The sequence below is a fragment of the Streptomyces monomycini genome (assembly GCF_022271435.1).
GTDB classification, from domain to species: domain Bacteria; phylum Actinomycetota; class Actinomycetes; order Streptomycetales; family Streptomycetaceae; genus Streptomyces; species Streptomyces monomycini.
Genome location: NZ_JAFIQY010000019.1, coordinates 43,583 through 63,698 on the forward strand (window position 1 = coordinate 43,583; position 20,116 = coordinate 63,698).

Annotated in this window: 17 protein-coding genes; 9 read left to right on the top strand and 8 right to left on the bottom strand. The window is 73.0% G+C overall.

The window, feature by feature from the left end; genetic code table 11:
- The first annotated feature begins 52 nt into the window (after positions 1–52).
- From JXZ78_RS21655 to JXZ78_RS21665, 3 genes are all read left to right on the top strand, one after another.
- Complete coding sequence (locus JXZ78_RS21655) at positions 53–868, top strand: thioesterase family protein (RefSeq protein WP_030023201.1); 816 nt, start codon at positions 53–55, stop codon at positions 866–868.
- 59 nt (positions 869–927) lie between these two features.
- The gene (locus tag JXZ78_RS21660) at positions 928–1,722 is read left to right on the top strand and encodes an alpha/beta fold hydrolase (protein WP_030023200.1); all 795 of its coding nucleotides are present in this window, start codon (positions 928–930) and stop codon (positions 1,720–1,722) included.
- 277 nt (positions 1,723–1,999) lie between these two features.
- Positions 2,000–2,284, top strand: coding sequence for a hypothetical protein (locus JXZ78_RS21665; protein ID WP_157851713.1), 285 nt, complete (start codon positions 2,000–2,002; stop codon positions 2,282–2,284).
- Positions 2,285–2,875: 591 nt separating this feature from the next.
- On the opposite strand, the gene egtD is transcribed toward JXZ78_RS21665, so the two are convergent.
- The 6 genes from egtD to JXZ78_RS21695 all read right to left on the bottom strand — a co-directional run bounded on the left by egtD (position 2,876) and on the right by JXZ78_RS21695 (position 10,167).
- Positions 2,876–3,838, bottom strand: a complete 963-nt coding sequence (egtD, locus tag JXZ78_RS21670; protein ID WP_030023199.1) for an L-histidine N(alpha)-methyltransferase — start codon at positions 3,836–3,838, stop codon at positions 2,876–2,878.
- Positions 3,835–4,590, bottom strand: a complete 756-nt coding sequence (gene egtC / locus JXZ78_RS21675) for an ergothioneine biosynthesis protein EgtC (RefSeq protein ID WP_238783283.1) — start codon at positions 4,588–4,590, stop codon at positions 3,835–3,837. The genes egtD and egtC overlap by 4 nt, the downstream gene beginning before the upstream one ends.
- Before the next feature lie 58 nt (positions 4,591–4,648).
- Positions 4,649–5,965 (bottom strand): ergothioneine biosynthesis protein EgtB, encoded by a 1,317-nt coding sequence (egtB, locus tag JXZ78_RS21680; protein WP_238783284.1) that lies wholly within the window; start codon positions 5,963–5,965, stop codon positions 4,649–4,651.
- Complete coding sequence (egtA, locus tag JXZ78_RS21685; protein WP_078624553.1) at positions 5,962–7,311, bottom strand: ergothioneine biosynthesis glutamate--cysteine ligase EgtA; 1,350 nt, start codon at positions 7,309–7,311, stop codon at positions 5,962–5,964. The genes egtB and egtA overlap by 4 nt, the downstream gene beginning before the upstream one ends.
- Positions 7,312–7,611: 300 nt before the next feature.
- Positions 7,612–9,126: a carboxylesterase/lipase family protein gene (locus JXZ78_RS21690; protein WP_030022959.1), complete on the bottom strand. Its 1,515-nt coding sequence runs from the start codon at positions 9,124–9,126 to the stop codon at positions 7,612–7,614.
- 102 nt (positions 9,127–9,228) lie between these two features.
- The gene (locus tag JXZ78_RS21695) at positions 9,229–10,167 is read right to left on the bottom strand and encodes an MBL fold metallo-hydrolase (RefSeq protein WP_030022958.1); all 939 of its coding nucleotides are present in this window, start codon (positions 10,165–10,167) and stop codon (positions 9,229–9,231) included.
- A gap of 179 nt (positions 10,168–10,346) precedes the next feature.
- On the opposite strand from JXZ78_RS21695, the gene JXZ78_RS21700 reads away from it, so the two are divergent.
- From JXZ78_RS21700 to JXZ78_RS21720, 5 genes are all read left to right on the top strand, one after another.
- Positions 10,347–13,178, top strand: a complete 2,832-nt coding sequence (locus tag JXZ78_RS21700; RefSeq protein WP_030022957.1) for a helix-turn-helix transcriptional regulator — start codon at positions 10,347–10,349, stop codon at positions 13,176–13,178.
- A 188-nt stretch (positions 13,179–13,366) separates the two neighbouring features.
- Positions 13,367–13,879, top strand: a complete 513-nt coding sequence (locus tag JXZ78_RS21705; protein ID WP_030022956.1) for a phosphatase domain-containing protein — start codon at positions 13,367–13,369, stop codon at positions 13,877–13,879.
- 86 nt (positions 13,880–13,965) lie between these two features.
- Entirely contained in the window at positions 13,966–14,280 is a 315-nt protein-coding gene (locus tag JXZ78_RS21710) for a DUF6980 family protein (protein ID WP_030022955.1), read from the top strand.
- A 210-nt stretch (positions 14,281–14,490) separates the two neighbouring features.
- Positions 14,491–15,360 carry an alpha/beta fold hydrolase gene (locus tag JXZ78_RS21715; protein WP_030022954.1) on the top strand — a complete coding sequence of 290 codons (870 nt, stop codon included), beginning with the start codon at positions 14,491–14,493 and terminating at the stop codon, positions 15,358–15,360.
- Positions 15,361–15,644: 284 nt separating this feature from the next.
- On the top strand, positions 15,645–16,766 hold the full coding sequence (locus JXZ78_RS21720; protein ID WP_063726149.1) for a selina-4(15),7(11)-diene synthase: 1,122 nt from the start codon (positions 15,645–15,647) through the stop codon (positions 16,764–16,766).
- Positions 16,767–16,804: 38 nt separating this feature from the next.
- Here the strand turns inward: JXZ78_RS21720 and JXZ78_RS21725 are convergent, their stop codons facing one another.
- Entirely contained in the window at positions 16,805–18,442 is a 1,638-nt protein-coding gene (locus tag JXZ78_RS21725; protein ID WP_238783285.1) for a phytoene desaturase family protein, read from the bottom strand.
- 1 nt (position 18,443) lies between these two features.
- Entirely contained in the window at positions 18,444–18,905 is a 462-nt protein-coding gene (locus JXZ78_RS21730; RefSeq protein ID WP_030022950.1) for an SRPBCC family protein, read from the bottom strand.
- A gap of 231 nt (positions 18,906–19,136) precedes the next feature.
- Here JXZ78_RS21730 and JXZ78_RS21735 point away from each other — a divergent pair, with 231 nt between their 5' ends.
- Positions 19,137–20,021, top strand: a complete 885-nt coding sequence (locus tag JXZ78_RS21735) for an SDR family oxidoreductase (RefSeq protein WP_030022948.1) — start codon at positions 19,137–19,139, stop codon at positions 20,019–20,021.
- Positions 20,022–20,116 lie beyond the last annotated feature (95 nt).

The window sequence follows — 20,116 nt, forward strand, 5'->3', positions numbered from 1 at the left end:
AACTCCTGAACGGACATTGCCCGGAGCGGCAGGCGTGCAGTAGGCAGTCTCCATGACTGATCTTTGGCCGACCGGCCCGGAAGCGGGGGACCAGGCGTTCTACCGGAGCCTCGGTGACGGCCGCTACGAAAGCAGTTCCGCCACCGCGGGGCCGTGGAGCGCCAAGTCCCAGCACGCGGGCCCGCCCTCGGCCCTGCTGGGCCGGGCGATGGAGGAACACGGGGCCCGCGAGGGATTCCGTGTCGCGCGCGTCACTGTCGAACTGCCCCGCCCAGTACCCGTCGCGGAACTGCACGTCCAGGTGCGCACCGTCCGTTCCGGCGGACGTACGGAACTGGTCGAGGGCGAACTGGCCGCGGACGGCGAGACGGTGATGCTGGCCCGCGCATGGCGCATCGCCGCCGCCCCGCCCGACACCCCACCCCTGCGCCCCGAAGCCGAACCACCACCCCTCCCCGGCCCGCAGACACCGCACACCATGGCCGGAGCACGGCCGTACGGCTACATCGCCGCCATGGAATGGCGCTTCGAGCCCGGAAAGGGCTTCGACACCACCGGCCCGGGTACGGCCTGGGCGCGCCAGCGCATCCCCCTGGTGGCCGGGGAACCGGACACCCCGCTGACTCGCGCGCTCACCCTGGCCGACAGCAACTGGGCGGTCGCCTTCCAACTCGACCACGTCCGCCAGTTCGTCATCAACACCGACATCACCCTGGCGCTGCACCGCGAGCCGGTCGGCGAATGGCTCTGCCTCCGCGCGTCGACAGCCGCCAGCCCCGCCGGCTCCGGACTGGCGGCCGGCCAACTCTTCGACGGGGCAGGGGACTGCGGTCGCATCCTGCAGACACTGCTGGTAGCCGACCGCTGAGCCGCGTCTTTCTCCTGACCTGTACTGTGACCTGCTCCGAACCGTAAGGGAGGCCCGCCGTGCCGCTCGTCACGGCCCCAGACGGGACCCGTATCTCCTGTCAGCTCCGCGGTACGGGCCCCGTACTCGTCCTCCTCGCCGGCCAGGCCAACAGTCACCACTGGTGGGACGGCGTTCGAGAGGACTTCCACGCCGCCCGGAGCACCCTGACCCTCGACTACCGGGGCACCGGCGACAGCGACGCGCCCGATGTGCCGTACAGCACCGACCTGTTCGCCCAGGACGTCATCACCGTCCTCGACGCCCTGGAGATCGACCGCGCCGACGTCTACGGCACCTCCATGGGCGGACGGGTGGCCCAAAAACTCGCCGCCCACCACCCCGAGCGGGTCCGTTCCCTGATCCTGGGCTGCACGTCCCCCGGTGGCCGGCACGGCGTCGAGCGGAGTGACGACGTACGCCGCTCCCTGGCCACCACGGACCCGGCCGCCGCCCAACGCGCCCTGGCCGCCCTGATGTACACGCCCTCCTGGCTGGCCACCCACCCGGGTCCTCACCAGACCATGGGTGACCCCACCATGCCTACCCACGCCCGACGCCGCCACCTGACCGCCAGCCGCACTCACGACGCGTGGCAGGAACTCCCCGGCATCCGCGCCCGCACCCTGATCCTCCACGGCACCGACGACCTCCTCAACCCCACCGCCAACGCCCCCTTACTCGCTCGCCGCATCCCGAACGCCCGCATGACCTTGCTGCCCGGCGCCCGGCACGCCTACTTCGAGGAGTTCCGCGGGGCGGCAAGCCGGCTGGTGCTCGACTTCCTGGACGCAATGAGAATTACCGATCGGTAAGGAGCTCCGTCGCTCGGTAAACATCGTGGACGGCAGCGCTGACGGCAACGTAGTCGCCGCGAACAAGCTGGCCGACTCCGCTGAACAGCTCGCCCCCGGCCGAAGAGGGAGGGCTCAAGGCCGACGGCGTACAGCCCGACGAGTTAAAAGCAGCCGGATGCCTATCGCCGTCAATAGGAATGTGTGTTGGGAATGTGTTAAGATCGAAAAGCGATCGGATTTGGGGTGGGCAATGGAATTGCAGGAACTCTGCTTTCATCTGAGAAATCGACGCCGAATGTATCTGCTGGACGATCGATTCTCGACTGCGGTCGCATTTGTCGAAGGCTTCAGTGCAGCCCATGACGGATATCCGTTGAGTGGATTCCAGGAATGGGTGTGCACGCGGATTATCGGTGGGCGCTCCTCTCGTCATTGGGCTCATGTACTTGCATCGACTCAAGTGCCCGAAATGGTTGATGGTCAGATGTCCATCGATCGAATCCCTCGCGAGTTGGAGGGCGGGCTGACCGAGGTCATGCTTGATCTGCTTGAAGACTTCTCGAACCGGCCTATGGGCTGAAGTCCATGAAACGTGAAGAAGTCGTGCGTTGTAGGGCGAATTGTCAGAGCCGCGACAAAAGGAGGTGTCCGTGCATATCGAGTTGACCGACGATCAAGCGCTCGTGTGGTCTGCTCTGCTCAAGATCGGTGGTCGTGGCTTTCGAGCCGACTGCGGCGGAGTTTGTCCTGGAGCCTGGGCATACCGTTGTCGTGGAGTGGTATGGAGGCAAAGGCGACGGATTGGTGTCCATGGAGGCAGGGGATTTCGTAGTGGCCGCACCGAGTGGTGGTCACACCAGAGCCTGGCGCTCGGACGGAACGGAAATCTATATAGGCCCTGAGTCGGGAGCGCAAGCGCGCTGAAGCTTCCGTAGCGCGTCTGGTGTGGGGGAGCTGGAGGTAGATGGGAGCGAGCATGGAAAACTTGACATCCGGCATCCTCCTATCGAATCCAGGATCAACGTGGGAGAACCGGATTCCAGAATGCTCGGTTCTTATGGGAGAATGATCTACTGGGCGAAGTGGCAGACCGCTCGGGGAGTAATTAGGGCCTTGGTGCGCCAGTTGCCCCGCCGATTTGCTCGGCGGGGCAACCGGGGGCGAACGGAGGTCAGGTCCTTACGGAAAGGGAAACTCCGAACCTGCTCGCCTCGTCCGTCCACCACCGGCTCATCTCGAACCCGGTGGCCTTCAGCTCGTCACGGACCCCCTCCTCCCGGAACTTCGCCGAGACCTCCGTCCTGATCTCCTCGCCCTCCGCGAACGGCACGGCCAAGTCCAGCGCCGGAACCTTCACGGTCAGTTCCTTCGTCGCCCGCAGCCGCATTTCGATCCATTCCCGCTTCGCGTCCCACAGCGCCACGTGCTGGAAGTCGGCCGGGTCGAAGTCGGCCTCCAACTCTCGGTTGATGACGTGGAGGACGTTCTTGTTGAACTCGGCGGTGACGCCTCGGGAGTCGTCGTAGGCGGCTACGAGGGTGGGTTCGGACTTGACCAGGTCCGTGCCCAGGAGGAGGGCGTCGCCGGGGGAGAGGAGGTCGTGGGTGGCGCGGAGGAAGGTGGTGCGTTCTTCTGGGAGGAGGTTGCCGATGGTGCCGCCCAGGAAGGCGAGGAGGCGGGGGCCGGGGGTGCCGGGGAGGGCGAAGCCCTGTTGGAAGTCGGCTACGAGGGCGTGGACGGTGAGGGAGGGGTGGAGGGTGAGGAGGGTTTCGGCGGCGGCGGTCAGGGCGGATTCGCTTACGTCTACGGGGACGTAGGTGTGGAGGTCGGGTAGGGCCGCGATGAGGTGGCGGGTTTTGTCGGAGGAGCCGGAGCCCAATTCGATGAGGGTGCGGGCGCCGGTGGCGGCGGCGATCTCGGGGGAACGGTTGATGAGGATTTCGCGTTCGGCGCGGGTGGGGTAGTAGTCCGGCAGCGTGGTGATCTCGTCGAAGAGTTCGCTGCCTCGGGCGTCGTAGAACCATTTGGGCGGGAGCTGTTTGGGGGTGCGGGTCAGGCCGTGGGCGACGTCGGCGCGGAGCGCGGCGGTGGTGGCGTCGGCGGGCAGGGTGCGGGTGACGGTGAGAGAACTCACGCGGCGGGCTCCTTGAGCGGGGTGAGGAGGACGTCGGTGGGCGTGGCCGCGAGCAGGGTGTACGCGGGGACTTCGGTCCAGTGGGGGGAGGTGTCGTACGGCTCGGAGGCGACGGTGGTGCTGCGTCCGGGCTCGGCGAGGTAGAAGAGGGAGTCGCCCCAGGCGGTCGCGGCGATGGTGGCGCCGTCGGTGAGGAGCAGGTTCAGCCGGGCGCCGGGCGCGGCGGCGGACACCGCCGTGACGGTGTCGGCCAGCGCCTCGGCGGGGTCCATGCCGGCGCTGAGCCGGTGGTGCACCAGCGCCCAGACGAAGGCCGAGTCGCAGCGGGCCTGGAGGGAGAGGAGCCGGTCCGGGGGGAGGTCGGCGGCCAGGTGCGCCAGGGAGCCGGGCCAGCCGGGTACGGCGCCGTTGTGGCTGAAAAGCCACGGTCCGTCGGCGAACGGCGCGGCGGCCGCCTCGGGGTCCGCGCCGGCGAAGGTGGCGTCCCGGACGGCGGCGAGCAGTGCGGTGGTGCGCACCACCCGCAGCAGGTCGAGGATGCCGGGGTCGGCCCAGATGGGTCCGCCTTTGCGGTAGCGGGCGGGTGCCGGGTCGCCGGGTGCGTACCAGCCGATGCCGAAGCCGTCGGCGTTGACGGTGCCGTGGATCTGGTGGCGTGGCTGCCAGGACTGGCGGTACAGGCCGTGGGCGGGGGCGGTGATCAGGGAGCCGAGGGGGAGTTCCGGGCCGAGGTAGGCGAGGTGGCGGCACATCAGGGTCGCCTCCAGGGGGTGAGCTGCGTCTTTCGGGGGTCCGGCGGATTCGGGGCCCTCATGCGCCCGCCGTGTCCGCGTCGCGGGCGGTGCGGAAGCCGGCGAAGATCTGGCGCCGTACCGGCAGGTCCCAGTTGCGGAAGGTGCCCCGGCAGGCCACCGGGTCGACGGCGAAGGACCCGCCGCGCAGCACCTTGTACGGGCCGCCGAAGAACACCTCCGAGTACTCGCGGTAGGGGAAGGCGGCGAAGCCGGGGTAGGGGAGGAAGTCGCTCGCCGTCCACTCCCACACGTCGCCGATCAGCTGGCGTATGCCGAGGGCGGACGCACCGTCCGGGTAGCTGCCGACGGGGGCGGGGCGCAGGTGCCGCTGGCCCAGGTTGGCGTGGGCGGGGCCGGGGTCCTCGTCGCCCCACGGGTAACGGCGGGAGCGGCCGCTGACCGGGTCGTGCCGGGCGGCCTTCTCCCACTCCTCCTCGGTGGGCAGCCGCCGGCCCGCCCACCGCGCGTACGCGTCGGCCTCGTACCAGCTCACGTGCAGAACCGGTTCGTCCGGCGGCACCGGCTCGGTGACACCGAAGCGCCGCCGCAGCCACTGGCCGCCTTCGTGGCACCAGAACAGCGGGGCCTGCAGGCGGTGTTCGCGTATGTGGTCCCAGCCTTCGGGGGACCACCAGCGCGGTTCGTCGTAGCCGCCGTCCCCGATGAAGTCGAGGTACGCGCCGTTGCTCACCGGAGTGGTGTCGATGAGGAAGGCCGGCAGGAGGCGGCGGTGTGCGGGGCGTTCGTTGTCCAGGGCCCACGGTTCGGTGGAGGTGCCCATCGTGAACGGGCCGGCGGGCACCAGCACTTCGGCGGGCAGGGGGCCGTCGGCGGTCCGCGGGGGTTCGGGGGCCGTCAGCGCAGCCGGGCCGCGCCGCAGCTGGTGGGTGATGAGCATGGTCTCGTCGTGCTGCTGCTCGTGCTGCGCGATCATGCCGAAGGCGAAGCCGGAGTCGAGCAGCGGTGCGCCGTGCAGCGGGCTGCTCTCCAGTACGTCCAGGACCCGGCTGCGGACGTCCGCCACGTAGCCGTGTGCCTCGGCGGGCGGCAGCAGGGGCAGGGACGGGCGTTCGGCCCGTGGGTGCTCGAAGGCGTCGTACACGGAATCGATGTCCGGGCGCAGCGCGTCCCGCTTGCCGACGGCGCGCAGCAGCCACTGCTCCTCCTGGTTGCCGATGTGCGCCAGGTCCCAGACCAGCGGCGACATCAGCGGGGAGTGCTGGGCGGTGAGGTCGTGGTCGTCGACGCAGGTGGTCAGTGCGCGGGTGCGGTCACGCGCGGCGAGCAGGGCGCGCGCCGCGCGTTCCCGGAGCGACTCGGGATCGTTGGTCACAGACTGTCCTTCCCGGGGGTGAGCTCGTCCTCGTACGCGATGGCAGGCTCCGGCGGCGGCGCGGTGGCGACCGGCCAGGGAGGTTTCGCCACCGGCGCGGGCTCCTCCGCGTACGCCCCGTCCAGCAGGTCGTCCGCCGGGCAGCGGCCCTGTGCCACGTAGCGTGCGGTGAAGCGGGCGACCGCTTCGCTCACCCCGGCCGGGGCGCCCAGCCGGGGCAGCGCCTCCTGCGCGATGGTGAAGCAGGCCAGCGCGGCGGCCCGCAGCTCGGGGTCGGTCAGCGCGCTCCGGGCGGCGTGCCGCCACAGCGGGTTGCGCGGCGCCGGGCGGGTGCCGGCCGTCTCGGCGAGGGGCTTGACCACGCGGTAGGCGCTCTCGGCGGCCTCCGGGTCGTCGAACAGCGCGGCCGTGACGGCCAGCGGCACGATCCAGCCGCCGTCCCCCGGCTGCGCGTCGATCATGCGCAGTTCCAGGTGCCCGCGCGGCCGTACGGGCGGGAAGAGCGTGGTGACGTGGTAGTCGAGGTCCTCCTCGGTCGGCGGACGCGGCGCACCCGTACGGACCCAGTCGCGGAACGTCAGCCCCTCGGGAGCGTCCCACGGGCCGTCGTCGCCGCGGACGCACATCACGGGCGCGTCCAGGACGTAACCGGCCCAGGCGGTACGCGGGTCGGGGTCCTCGGGCGGGGCGAGGGTGCGGGCCGGGTCCATCTGGGACCACACCACCTGGCGGGTGGAGCGGTAGCCGGTCGGGCAGCCCTCGCTGACGGGCGAGTTGGCGAAGGCGGCGAGCAGGACCGCGCCCAGCAGGTGGGCCAGCCGCCAGCGGCGGCCGAGTCCGAGGGGGCCCGGCTCCTCCTGGCCCGCGTCCAGGCAGACCTGTACGGACGCGGTGCCGCACATCATGGACCGGCCCGCGTGGCCCCAGCGGTCGAAGTACGCCTCCATGGCGTCGTAGCGGGGTTCGGTGAGCACCCGCCGCGGGGGGTGCCAGGGGTTGTGGCCGTGCCCCGCCATTCCGAGGCCCAGCTCCCGCATCGCGGGGCGGACCAGGGCCAGGTCGGCCGAGACGGCTTCGACGCACGCGGTGAGGGAGGTGGCGGGCAGCGAGCTGAGCTCCAGCTGTCCGCCGGGTTCGAAGGTGAGGGCCGACCGCAGGGGGAGGGCGCGCAGTGCGGTGGCCGCTTCGCGGTGTCGTACGGGGTCGACGGGACATCGGGGGTTGCGGGCGTCGTGGACGAGCCACTCGATCTCGACGCCGATGCGGCGGGGTGGTCCGGTCTTGAAGCAGATGCCACGCAGGTGGGCCTCCAGCTCCGCCTCCGTGACCGCCGGCCGTGCGGGCATGGGCTCCAACTCCCTCGGATCGGGACGACGGCTGCCGTCCGACGGCGGAATTGCCGCCCTCCACCTAAGCGGGTGCGGGCGGTGCACTCAAGGGCACATTCTCGTCGCCGCGGTGCCGGCGCGCGAGGGCACCGGCCCGGGGCGGCCGGGGCCCGGGGCCGGTGCACCCGCGCCTGCCTGCGGTTTCCCGGCGGTGACGCGCGATACGGAGGGTTCGTTTCTTTGTGCGAATTTGGGGGAAGGCGGGAGGTGGGCCGCGCGGGTCGCCGAGGTCTGCCCGGAGGCAGGCCGGACGCCGGGTCAGGCTGCCCAGGCCCGCCGTTCCGGGCCGCGCGGGTCGTCGGTCGGCGTCCACTCGGCGCCGATGCGCATCGTCGTCCGGCGCCCGGTCTCGTACGGACTCCAGCCGGGGCTGCCGGTCGCGGCGAACCGGACCCAGCTGCCGTGCATCCGGGCGGCGAGGCCGGCGAGCTCGACGGGCGGCGCGTCGGGGCCGAGCAGGCCGTGGGGCCCGCGCAGGCCGGGCAGATCCGTGCGGTCGAAGACGAAGGGGAGTTCCACGGCGTGAGCGGCGCCCAGCGTTCCGTCCAAGGCACCGGAGCGCCACGCGAACTCGTACCCGAAGGTGGCGGACCCCGGGTGCGCGGCATGTGCGGACGCCAGGGCCCAGCTGCCCGCGCCGAACAGCGCGTCGCCCATGACGGCGGACCGCAGCGCCCCGGCGGACGCTCCCGGACGCGTCGTCCGGTACGTCTCGACGAGCCTCGCCGGGTCCGGGTGCGCGTCGGCCGCCGTCGCGTCGATGTCCGCGTCGGTCGAGGTGGCGTACCGGCCCACCGGGGCCAGATAGAGGTTCCCCTCCTCGGTGTTGGTCCCGATGAGCAGGTCCACGCCGGATGCGGCTCCGGCGGCGACCGACGCGGCGGGCTGGGTGTCCAGGACCAGGCTGAACGGGCTGAGGCCGAGCAGCGGGTCGTGGTGGGTGGCGGTCCGCAGGCAGATGCCTGCGAGCCGGGCGGCGGTCTCGACCAGTCGGACATCGTCGAGGTCTGCGAAGGCGCGGGCGTGCGGCTCGACGCCCAGGTCGGCGGCGGCCGCCCGGGTGACGCGGGCGGCCTGCTCGGTGGTGAAGGCCCCCAGTCCGCTGCCGCTCTGGACGATCGCCCGGCGGACGAGGCCCGCGGCTTCCGGGGCGGCGAGCACGCCCCCGACGATGGTGGCCCCGGCCGACTGGCCGAAGAGGGTGACCCGGTCGGGGTCACCGCCGAAGGCGGCGATGTTCTCCCGTACCCAGCGCAGCGCGGCGACCACGTCGAGGAGGCCGCGGTTGGCGGGCGCCCCGGGGAGGTCCAGGAAGCCCGCGATGCCGAGCCGGTAGTTCAGGGTGACGAGGACGACGCCGTCACGGGCGAAGCCGGCGCCGTCGTACAGGGCGGACCGGGTCGATCCGGCGACGAACCCGCCGCCGTGCACGAACACCATGACGGGCAGGCCGCCGCCCGCGTCCGCCGGGGTCCGGACGGTGACGGTCAGGTAGTCCTCCCCGCGGCTCCAGCCGGCGCCGAAGTAGGGCGTCATGTCCAGGCTGCCCAGGTCGCGCGGGGACTGCGGCGCGGTGGGCCCCGGCGTGGTGGCGTCCCGTACGCCGTCCCAGGGTGCGTGCGGCCGCGGCGGCGCGAACCGGCCGGCGCCCACCGGCGGGGCGGCGTAGGGGATGTTCAGGAAGACGGCACTGCCGTCCTGGCGGAGGCCGCGGACCGCTCCCTGGGCGGTGGTCACGACGGGGTCCGGGTGGTGGTTGTGGTGCACAGACATGGCTCTCGGGTTTCTTCGGTCGCTGTTCGCTCGGGCCTCTTCGGCCCCTGCGATTTTTTTGGCCTCTCCGGCCTCTGTGGTTCCTCTGGTCTCTCCGGGCGTTCAGTCCCGCTCGGTGTACGGCGTGAACGGGGCCCACCCCTTGATGGCGAACGCGCTCCCCTCGCGCACCACCTCCGCGGCGCCGTGGCCGCCCAGATGTGCGGGGATGACGAGGGCGTTGGTGTCGGCGGCCCGGCCCAGCACCTCGCGCCGGGTGGCGCGGGCGCCCGCGGGGTCCTCGCAGAAGCAGCTGTTGGCGTCCGGCGCGAGGATCTGCGCGGGACTGTGCAGCAGGTCGCCGACGAACACCGCGCGGTCGGTGCCGGACGTGAGGGTCAGTACGGACGAGCCGGGGGTGTGCCCGGGGGCCGCGTCCAGACGCAGATTCGCGTCGACACGGTGGCTGTCCTCCCACAAGTGCGTCAGCCCGGCCGCGTGCACCGGAGCCACACTGTCCTCGAACACGTTCTGATTTCCGCGGCCGAGTCTCGGCTGGTGGCCGTTGGCGGGATTCCAGAAGTCGAAGTCGTCCTTCGGCATCACATACGTGGCGTTCGGAAAGGTGGGAATCCAGTTCCTGCCGTCCAGATACGTGTTCCAGCCGACGTGGTCGACGTGCAGATGCGTGTTGATGACGACATCGACGTCCTCGGGCGCGACACCGGCCCGGGCCAGAGCGCCCAGGAAGCCGGTGTCCAGGCGGCTCCAGACCGGGGAGTACGGGCGCTCCTTGTGATTGCCCACGCCGGTGTCGACCAGGATCGTCCTGCCCTCACTGCGCAGCAGCCAGGTCTGGATCGCGGAGTTCACGATGCGGGTGCCGGGGTCCAGGAAATCGGGGGAAACCCAGGAGGAATTCCGTTCCCACACCTCCTCCGGGACGTCGGGGAAGAAGGTGTCCGGCGTCATGTCGACCGGGCCGAAATACTCCCGGACGCGGGTGACGGTGACGTTTCCGAGTTCGATGGTCTCCGTGCGTGGTTCCGTGCGCTTTTCCATGGGGTGCCTTCGCGAATCCGTGGGTTTTCCGGAACCGTACGGGCGGGCCCGGAGCGCGGGGTATCCGTCAGGTGACTGCACCTCCGCGGACGCCCACGGGCACCGGTTCCGCCGCTTGTAGCCTGGATGCGACGAAGCACGACGGCTCCGGCCCGGGAGCCCGCACTCCTGGAGACCGCGTGGACGAGCACCGAGCGGCCCCCGGCACGGTCACGGAACCGGCCCCGGCCCCGGAGGACCGCATCGTCGGCCGGGACGCGGAACTCGCCCGTCTCTTCCGTACGGCGGACTCCCGGGCGGTGGGCTTCCGGGGAGCGGATTCCCGTACGGCGGGCCCGGAGGGCGAGGCCGGTCCGGTGCTCGTCCTCACCGGCGACGCGGGCACGGGCAAGAGCGCGCTGCTGGACTCCGCGGCGCGCCGGGCGGCGGCGCGGGGCACCCGCGTCCTGCGCGCCTGCGGGTCCGAGTCCGAGTCGGACCTCGCCTTCTCCGCGTTGCACCAACTGCTGCGGCCGGTACGGGCCGAGGCGGACGCGCTGCCGCCGAGGCAGCGCGCTGCGCTGCGCGACGCCCTCGGTACCGGACAGGCCGCAGCGTCCCCCGACCCCCTGCTGACCGGGCTCGCCGTCCTGAGCCTGCTGTCGGCGCTGGGCGAGCAGGGCCCCGTACTGGCCGTACTGGACGACGCCCAGTGGTGCGACCGCGCCTCCCTGGACGCCCTGGCGTTCGCCGCCCGACGGCTGGCGGAAGAACCGGTCACGGTGCTGGTCGGCGCCCGTACCGGCGACCGCCTGCCGGGCTTCGACCGCCGCGTTCCGGCGCTCACCCTCGGCCCGCTCGACGACGCGGCGGCGCACCGCCTGCTGGACCTCCAGCCGCACCGCCCCACCGGCCGGACCAGGACCCGCATCCTCGACCAGGCAGACGGCAACCCCTTGGCGCTGGCCGAACTGGCGCGGGCCGCCGCCGACCTGGAGACCGGCGCCGCAGGGGAGCCGCCGGCCGCCGGTCCGCTCCCGCTCACCGACCGCCTGGAACGGCTGTTCGCCGCCCGCCTGCACGGCCTCCCGGCCCGTACGACGCGGGCGTTGCTGCTCCTGGCCGCCATGGACACCGCCGATCACGCCGCCGTACCGGCCGGGCTGCCGCACACCGAGGACGACGCCTGGCCGCCCGCCGAGCAGGCCGGGCTCATCCGCCGTACCGGCCGGGACACCCGCTTCCGCCACCCGCTGATCCGGTCCGCCGTCTACCACGCCGCACCCTTCGACGCCCGGCGCGCCGCCCACCGCACGCTCGCCGGAATGCTGCCGGACGCACCGGACCGGCGCGCCTGGCACCTCGCCGCCGCGTCCGAACGCCCGGACGCGGACGTGTCGGCCGAGCTGGAGCGGACCGCCGACCGGGCCCGCCGCCGCGGCGGCCACGCGGCAGCCGCCAAAGCGCTGCAACGTGCCGCGGAGCTGGCCCCGCTGCGCGCGGACAGTGCCCGGCTGCTGGTCGAAGCCGCCGGTGCGGCCGTGTTCACCGGGGACCTCGCCTGGGTCGAGGAACTGGCCGCCGCGGCACGTGCCCGTACCGACGACCCGGCGCTGCTGGCCTCCGCCGCGGCCCACGTGGGGCGGCTGGCGACGCTGACCGTACGCCACAGCGTGGTCTTCTCCCGCCTGGCCGGTGCCGCCGAGGAACGGGCGGCCGCCCAGCCCGCCGTCGCACTGGACCTGCTGGCCGGAGCCGCCGTCGCCTGCTTCTACTCAGGAGAGGAACGCGCGCGCCGCCGCGTCCAAGACATCCTGCGGCGCATTCCCGAGAACGCCTCGGAGGACTGGCTGCGCTCCTGGGTGCAGGCCGTGTCGGCCCCCGACGACGGGCGGCCGCAGCTCCTCCGTGCCCTCACCGCTTCGATGGCCGAGGCGGAACACCGGCCCGGCCGGCTCACCGCGCTCGCGGTCATGGCATGGCTCCTGGACGAGACGCCGCAGGCAGCGCGCGCCTTCGACGCGGCCTTCGACCGCGGGGGTGCGCACGGGGCGCTGCCGGACGGCCTGGGCGGTGCTGCCGCCTGGACGTATGTGGAACTGGGCAGGTGGGGGCAGGCCCGCGAGGTCTGCGCACGGATGGCGGCGGTCGGCGCCACGGCCGGCCTCGACCACGCGGTGGCGTGCGCGGCGGCGGTGGACGCCGTCGTACTGGCCCACCAGGGCGACGCGGCGGCGGCCCGCGCCCGCGCCGACGAGGCGCTGGCGCTGGTCGATCCGCTGGAGAGCCGATCGGTCCTCGTCCACGCCCGTCGCGCGCTCGGCGCCGCGGCAGCCGCGGAAGGCGCGTACGACACCGCGTACGACCAACTCCGCGCGGCCTTCACGGCGGACGGCGCGCCGCTGCACTACCACGCCTCCTGGCCGGCCCTCGCGGACCTGGCCGCCGCCGCGGTGCGCAGCGGCCGGCGCGCGGAGGCCACCGTGATCGTCGAGCGCAGTGCGGACACGCTCGGGGAGCACGCCTCGCCCCGGCTGCGCGCACTGCTCAGCCGAGCCCGTGCCCTGCTGGCGGCGCCCGAGGACGCCGAGCCGCACTTCCGGGCGGCGCTGGCGGAACCGGTCCTCGCCCACTGGCCTTTCGAGCGCGCCCAGGCCCTGCTGGACCTCGCCGAATGGCTGCGGCGCCGACGGCGTATCGCCGAGGCACGGCCGCTGCTCGCCGAGGCACTGGAGACGTTCCGGCGCCTGGGGGCCCGCCCGTGGGCCGAGCGCGCCCGGGCCGAATCGCGTGCCGCCGGTCTCGACGTCACGGCACCGGCTCCCGACGCGCTCGCCGAACTGTCCCCGCAGCAGCAACAGATCGTCGGGCTGGCGGCCCGCGGACTGACCAACCGCGAGATCGGCGAGAAACTGTTCCTCTCCCCGCGCACGGTCGGCTCGCACCTCTACCGCAGCTTCCCCAAACTGGGCATCACCGCCCGCTCCCAGCTGCGTGACCTCGTCGAGGGGGCGCTGCACGGGGCCGGCTGACGTCGATCCGGTGAGCGTGCTGTGACCGGGCGGGCCGGTCGGCCCGCCCGCCCGCGTGCGGCACAGGCGCCCCGCCCGCGGCTCACGTACGCTGCTTCCGGCCGCCGGCAGCGCTGCTTCCGGCGGTCTCGCGGGCATCGCCGTACGCGCGGGCGGTGGCCGGGCGCCACACGGGACGAGGGGACGCGATGACGAGCACGAGGAGCGGCGCCCGCGGCAAGGCCGCGCGGCCCCTGGCGGTCTTCGACCTGGACGGCACGCTCGCCGACACCGGGCACCGCCAGCACTTCCTGGAGCGCCGACCGCGCGACTGGCAGGGCTTCTTCGCCGCGGCCCCGGACGACCCGCCGCTCGCGGAGGGCGTGGAACTGGCCCGGCGGAGCGCCGGGGAGTGCGAAGTCGTCTATCTGACCGGCCGCCCCGAGCGCTGCCGCCGGGACACCCTGGCCTGGCTCGGACAGCACGGCCTGCCCGAGGGGCGGCTGTACATGCGTCCGAACGAGGACCGGCGGCCCGCCCGGTACACCAAACTGGAACTCCTGCGCCGCCTGGCGGGCGGGCGCGAGGTACGCCATGTCGTGGACGACGACGAGCTGGTCTGCGACGCCTGCGAGCAGGCCGGCTACCCGGTCGTACGGGCCTGCTGGGCCGTCCCCTCCACGGACCTGAAGGACGCGCAGGAACGCGAGGGACGTACCTGACCCCCGGGCCTTACCGGGCATCGCTGATCATCACCGTGTGTGATCTACTGTCGGGCGCACGACAGATCCGACGAAACACCGAGGCCATGACCGACCACTGCTGCGAGACCATGCGGGACCAGGCGGATGCCATCTGCGACCGGCACGACGATCCTTTCGCCTGCCCGGACGCGCTGATCCGCTTCAGTGCCAAATTCCGCGAGTACGGCCTGATCATCCACGACGGCGGCACGTCGAGCAGCACCATCACGTTCTGCCCCTGGTGCGGACGGCGCCTTCCCGAGTCGGAGCGGGACCGGTGGTTCGACGAACTGGAACGGCGGGGGATCGACCCGTGGGAGGACGAGATCCCCGCGGAGTTCGAGGACGAACGCTGGCTGGCCTCGCTTCCCCAGGCATAGCGCCGCCGCACGGCACGACGCCGCACCGGCCCGCCGTCCCACACCAGCACCCCCTCGTCTCCCACCCCTGCGCCTGGCCCCACATGCTTGCGATGGCGGTAACCCCCTGAGAGGGTGAGCCGCGCCGGCTGGTGGTGGTGCACACGCGCCCGGCCAAGGTGCGGCGGCTGCGCCCGGCGACGGTTCGAACAGCCTGGAAGGGAACGGACGGTGGACGGTACGACCACGGGCGTGGCCCAGGTGGACGGTGTGCGGCTGCACTACACCCGGGCGGGTTCCGGCCCGCTGGTGGTGCTGCTGCACGGCTGGCCGCAGACCTCCCGGTGCTGGTGGCCGGTCCTCGGCGAACTGGCCGGGGACTACACCGTCGTCGCGCCCGACCTGCGCGGCTACGGCCGCAGCGACAAGCCCACGACCGGTTACGACAAGCGGCGGATGGCCGCCGACATGGCGGGCCTCGTCGAGTCGCTGGGGTTCGAGCGGGCCGCCGTCGTCGGGCACGACCGGGGCGCGCGGGTGGCCCACCGCTGGGCGCTGGACCGGCCCGAACAGGTGGAGCGGATCGCGGTGCTGGACATCGTGCCGACGCGCGAGACGCTGCGCCGTACGGACGCCACGATCGCCGCCGGGTACTGGCACTGGTTCTTCCACCTCCAACCCGACCTGCCCGAACGGCTGGCCGGCGCGGACGTCCGCGGCTACCTGGAGTACTTCTTCGAGCGGTGGACCTACGACCGGCACGCGCTGACCGACGAGGCCGTGGACGCGTACGTGGCGGCGTTCTCCCGCCCCGGCGCGCTGCGCGCCGGCTTCGACGACTACCGGGCCACGGAGGCGGACGTCGCCCTGGACGACGCGGACTTCGCCGCGGGACGGCTGCTGACCGTCCCGGTCCTGGCCCTGTGGGGAGCGGCCGGCCTGCCCGCGCGGCTGCCGACGCTGGACATCTGGCGGGACCACTCCGCGCACCCGGACCAGGTGACCGGCGCGGAGATCCCCGCCTGCGGGCACTTCATCGCGGAGGAGGCCCCGGAAGCGCTGCTGGCGCACCTGCGTACCTTCCTGCCGAAGCCCGCCTGAGACAGCAGCGGCTCACCCGACACCTCGCCCGACGGCCCGTCAGGGGGCGGAGGCCGCCTGAGGTACGCGGGCTCAGCGCTCGTCGGCGGTGCGGCGCCCGGGTGGCGGGACGTCGGCGATGAAAACGGACGATCTGCCTCCGAAACTTGTCATAGACCTGAAGACGCTATTGGATCAGGGGTGCGAGATGCGTACTATGCGCCATAGTTGAGCGATCAAAGACCGACATGTCTGTTTCCCTGTCCGGCCGAATGTGCCATGACGCTGTTGAGAGGTGGTCAGGAGTGGGACCCGAGCTGACCGTTCCGCCGACCTACTCGCCCCTTCCGTCCGCCGTCCACCCCCGGCACGCGGAGATCGAGGCCCGGACGACCGCTTGGGCGAATCGTTTCTCCATAGGTTCGGACGAGCTGCGCGGACGGCTGGTCACCCACGGGATCGGCGGCTTCTCGGCCCGTATCCTGCCCGACGGCCGCGAGGAGGTCGTCTCCCTCCTCGCCGACTTCGTCCTGTGGCTCTTCGGTGTGGACGACGGGTACTGCGAGGAGAGCGACCTCGGTCACGATCCCGGCGCGCTCACCGGCGTACTGCACCGGCTGCTTCGGGTCGCGCAGAACCCCGAGGCCCCCGTCCTGCCGGGCGACAGCCTCGCCGAGGGCCTTCGCGACCTGCGGTGCCGCATGGCCCACCACGGCACGGTGGGCCAGGCAGCGCGCTGGATCGACGCGCTGCGCGAGTACTTCTTCTCCGTGGTGTGGGAGGCGTCCTACCGGCGCTCGGGCGCCGTGCCGAGCCTGCCCGACTACACCCTGATGCGCCTGTACGACGGGGCCACCTCGGTCGTCCTGCCCATGCTGGAGATGGGGCACGGCTACGAACTCCAGCCGCACGAGCGCGAGCACAAGTCCGTGCGCGCCGCGGCCGAGATGGCCTCCTTCATCATCACCTGGGACAACGACATCTTCTCCCACCACAAGGAGAGCCGGGGGCCGGGCTACTACCTCAACGTGCTGCGCGTCCTCCAGAACGAGTACGGCATATCCCAGGAAGAGGCCCTGACCACGGCGATAGCCCAGCGGGACCGCGTGATGACGCTGTTCATGCGCCTGAGCGCGCACCTGCGGCCGCAGGCCAGCCCGCAGCTGCGTCAGTACCTGCACAACCTGGGCACGTTCATCCGCGGTTCCCAGGACTGGGGTATCACCTCCCTGCGCTACACCACCCCGGACGACCCGGCCCGGTTGCCCTCGGCGTTGCGCTCCACACCCACCGACGACAGCCGTGCGCCGCTGGACATCCCCGTCATCTCCTGGTGGTGGGGACTCGTCCCGGCCACCCACGACCAGCCGCGCGGAGCGGCCGACGGCGCACGCGCGCATGCCTGGGTGGCACAGCCCGCCGGCTGACCGCCCTGGCCCCTGTCGGCCGCTCCCTTCCGGGCAGGTCACTCCGCCGGGTCGTCCGGGCGGTCACCCAGCCGGTTACGGCCGGTCAGCGACCGCTGGAGACGGGTGAGCGCGCCACTCGGCGACCGCTTGCGCAACGCGGCGCGCGCCGCGTTGGCGCCGGGCGCGCCGTGCACACCACCGCCCGGATGCGCCCCGGCCGACGCCAGGAAGAGGCCCTTGACCGGGGTCTCCGGGCGCCCGGTACCCGGCACCGGGCGGAAGATGAGCTGCTGGTGCATGGCGGTCGTGCCCCCGTTGATGGCACCTCCGTGCAGGTTGGCGTCGAGCGCCTGCAACGTGGGCGGCGCGAGGATGCGGCGGGCGCGGATGCGGGCGCGGAAGCCCGGCGCGTACCGTTCCACCTGCTCCTCCACCCGGTCCGCCATCGCCTCCTGCTCGCCGCGGCTCCAGGAGCCGGTGATCCCGGCGTCCCCGGCGTCCGCACGGACGTCGTGCGGTACGTGGGTGTACGCCCACGCCGACTCGGTCCCGGCCGGTGACCGGGTGGCGTCGGCGGTGGTCATCTGCCCGAAGAGGGCGAACGGCCGGTCGGGGACCCGGCCCGCCGCGAGCTGCGCGGCGAACCGCGTCAGTTCGTCCACGCCTTCGGCCAGGTGCACGGTGCCCGCGGTCGCCGCCTCCCGGCAGGTCCACGGCACCGGCCCGTCCAGCGCCCAGTCGACCTTGAACGTCGCGAAGTCCCACTGGAAGCGGCGCAGGTCCGCCATCAGCCGGGTGGGCAGGTGCCGGCTGTCGACCAGCTCGCCGTAGAGGGACGGTACGGACACGTCGGCCAGCACGGCCCGGCCCGCGGGCACCGACTCGCCGCCCGCGGAGCGCACCCCCACGGCGCGGCCCGCCCGTACGACGACCTCGGTGACGCGTTCGCCGCAGCGCAGCACACCGCCGCGCGACTCCAGCCGCCGTACCAGGGCCTCCGTCAGCGCGCCCGCGCCGCCGACCGGTACGGGAAAGCCGTACGACTGCCCGAGCATGGACATCAGCCACCCGAAGCCCCCGCTGCCCGCGGCCTCCGGTGCCAGGTCGGCGTGGAGCGCGTTGCCCGCGAGCAGCAGCCGGCCGCCCTCGCCGCCGAACTCCTCCTCGCCCAGCCGCCGTACGGGCAGCACCAGCGTGCGGGCCAGCCGCAGGCCGCCCGCGCTGTGCAGCCGGGCGGCGAGCCGGGCCGTCGCCCGTACCGGCGGGAACGGCGTGAACAGGGCGCCCAGGATGTCCGGGCCCACCCGGTCCCAGATCTCGCAGAGCCGCCGCCAGGCGTCGCCGTCACCGTCCGCGAAGCGGTCCAGCCCGTCGGCGGTGGCCGGCCGCCGCCGCTCCAGCACCGCGCACCGGCCGTCGGCCAGCGGATGCGCGAGGACGCTGGGCGCGTGGCTCCACCGCAGCCCGTGGTCGTCGAGGCGGAGCGCGGCGAGTACGGGGGAGGCGGCGGCCAGTGGGTAGAAGGAACTGGCCAGGTCGTTGACGAAATCGGGATGGACGCCGCGGTCGCTGCGGACCGCGCCGCCCGCCTCGGGCTGCGCCTCCAGGACCTCCACGCTCCACCCCGCGTCGACCAGCAGATTCGCGGCCACCAGCCCGTTCGGACCGGCGCCGATCACCACCGCGTCGGGCATCTCAGAACGCCCCGCTCGGCTGCTGCCGGGGCCGGCCGCCCTCCACGACCTTGGCCAGTCTGCCGAGCATGCTGCGGTGCCGGATCTGGAGCAGGGCGTCCAGCACGGCGTTGTGCAGCAGCCCGCCGGGCCCGCGCAGCGGGTGTTCGTCCATGATGATGAGGCTGTGCTCGCCCCAGGGGCGGATCTCGGCGGCGATCCGCGCGCTGCCCAGGGCGCCGCTCTCGATCTCCAGCTCCAGTTCCCTGGGCGGCTCGACTCGCCGGACAATGGTCCGGCCGCTCAGCGACCACGGACCCACGCGCACGCTGTACGCGATCGAGGAGCCCAGCTCCGGCCAGTCGCCCTCGGCCGGCTCCGACCGGTAGGGGCCGACCACCCACTCCTGGTAGCGGGCGCCGTCGGCGAGCACCGCCCACACCGCGGCGGGGGGACTCTTGATCAGCTGATGTCTTACCGCCATGCGGTCTCCAACGTCAGGGGGAGCCGGTCGCCGGCACCGGCGGGTCCGGTCGTCCCGGCCTTCGGGACCACGACCGTGTGCCCGTGACGGGCCGTACGACACCAGCCGGGCGGATTTCGTCCCGGGCCTCGGCGGTGACCCGGCGTGACGTTGCAGAAGCCCGGCCCCGGGTACCCGCCTTCGACCCGTCACCCCCGAACGGCACCGTACGCAGCCCGTGGAGGCCCGCCCATGAGCCACGACCTTCCCCTGCGCGGACGCACCGCCGTCGTCACCGGGGCCGCGCGCGGCCTGGGCGCGCACCTGGCGCGTTCACTCGTACGGCGGGGAGCCGACGTGGCTCTGCTCGGGCTGGAGGAGGACGCGCTGGAGCAGGTCGCGGCCGGTCTGCCGGGGCGCGCCGAACACTGGCCGGTGGACGTCACCGACGAGGACGCCATGGACCGCGCCGCCGCCCTCGTGGAGCGCCGCTTCGGCCCGCCGTCCGTCGTCGTCGCCAACGCGGGGGTGGTGGCGGGCGGCCCCTTCCTGGACACCGACCCGGCCGTGTGGCGGCGCGTCGTCGAGGTCAACCTGATCGGCAGCGCGGTGACCGCGCGTGCCTTCCTGCCCGCCCTCCTGCACACCCGCGGCTACTTGCTCCAGGTCGCCTCCCTCGCGGCCATCGGCCCGGCGCCGATGCTGTCCGCGTACTGCGCCTCGAAGTCGGGAGTGGAAACCTTCGCGCAGGTCCTGCGGGCCGAGCTGGCGCACCGCGGGGTGGGTGTCGGCACCGCGTACCTCAGCTGGGCGGACACCGAGATGGTCCGGGCCTCCGACCGCCGGACGGTGATGCGGGAGCTGCGCGCCCACCTGCCGTGGCCCGCGTCGAAGACCTACGACGCCGGGCCGGTGGCCGACCGTATGGTCCGGGGCATCGAACGGCGGGCCGCCGCGGTCTACGCACAGCCGTGGCTGCGGGCGGGCCAGGCGGTGCGCGCCGTCCTGCCGGGGATCGTGGCCGAGGGCTCCCGCCGCGCGTTCCTGCGCCTGGCGGGCCACGCCGACCTCACGCCGACGGGGCTGCTCGGGGCGGGCGGCCGGGCGGCCGAGGCGTCCGCCGACGCCCGCTTCTGACCGTTCACAGTACGGGGGTCTCGTCTCCGGCCGTACGCGGTACGGGGGTCTCGTTCCCGGCCGTTCGCGGTACAGGAGCCTCGATTCCATCCGTT